Annotated in this window: 1 protein-coding gene; it reads left to right on the top strand. The window is 33.2% G+C overall.

Features of this window, described 5'->3' with window-relative positions:
• Positions 1-262: hypothetical protein (locus AAEZ05_RS29070; RefSeq protein ID WP_350650085.1), on the top strand; the 262-nt coding region annotated here is incomplete at both ends.

Here is a 262-nt window from a genome sequence, read left to right as displayed (position 1 = left end):
ATATAAAAGTTGAGACGTTAACTAACATTGAACCTAATAACAGCTACGACTGGCACATTCATTCCTACTGGGAAAACCGCTATGTTACTGAAGGGCGTGATAACTTAGCAAATAAAGGGATTACCTCAGTATCTACAGAGCTAAATTATGAAAATTTCATAATTATTCCTTGGTTTGCTAAAGGCATTAATACCGATTATTCGGAAGTGAATTTAAATATAATATACGCAACGGTATTATCAAAAAACCTTGAGCTATTAAG

It is taken from the genome of Pseudomonas sp. HY13-MNA-CIBAN-0226 (genome assembly GCF_040310305.1).
GTDB classification, from domain to species: domain Bacteria; phylum Pseudomonadota; class Gammaproteobacteria; order Pseudomonadales; family Pseudomonadaceae; genus Aquipseudomonas; species Aquipseudomonas gregormendelii.
Note: the sequence above shows the minus strand (reverse complement) of the source record. Positions and strands in the feature narration are given on the sequence as shown.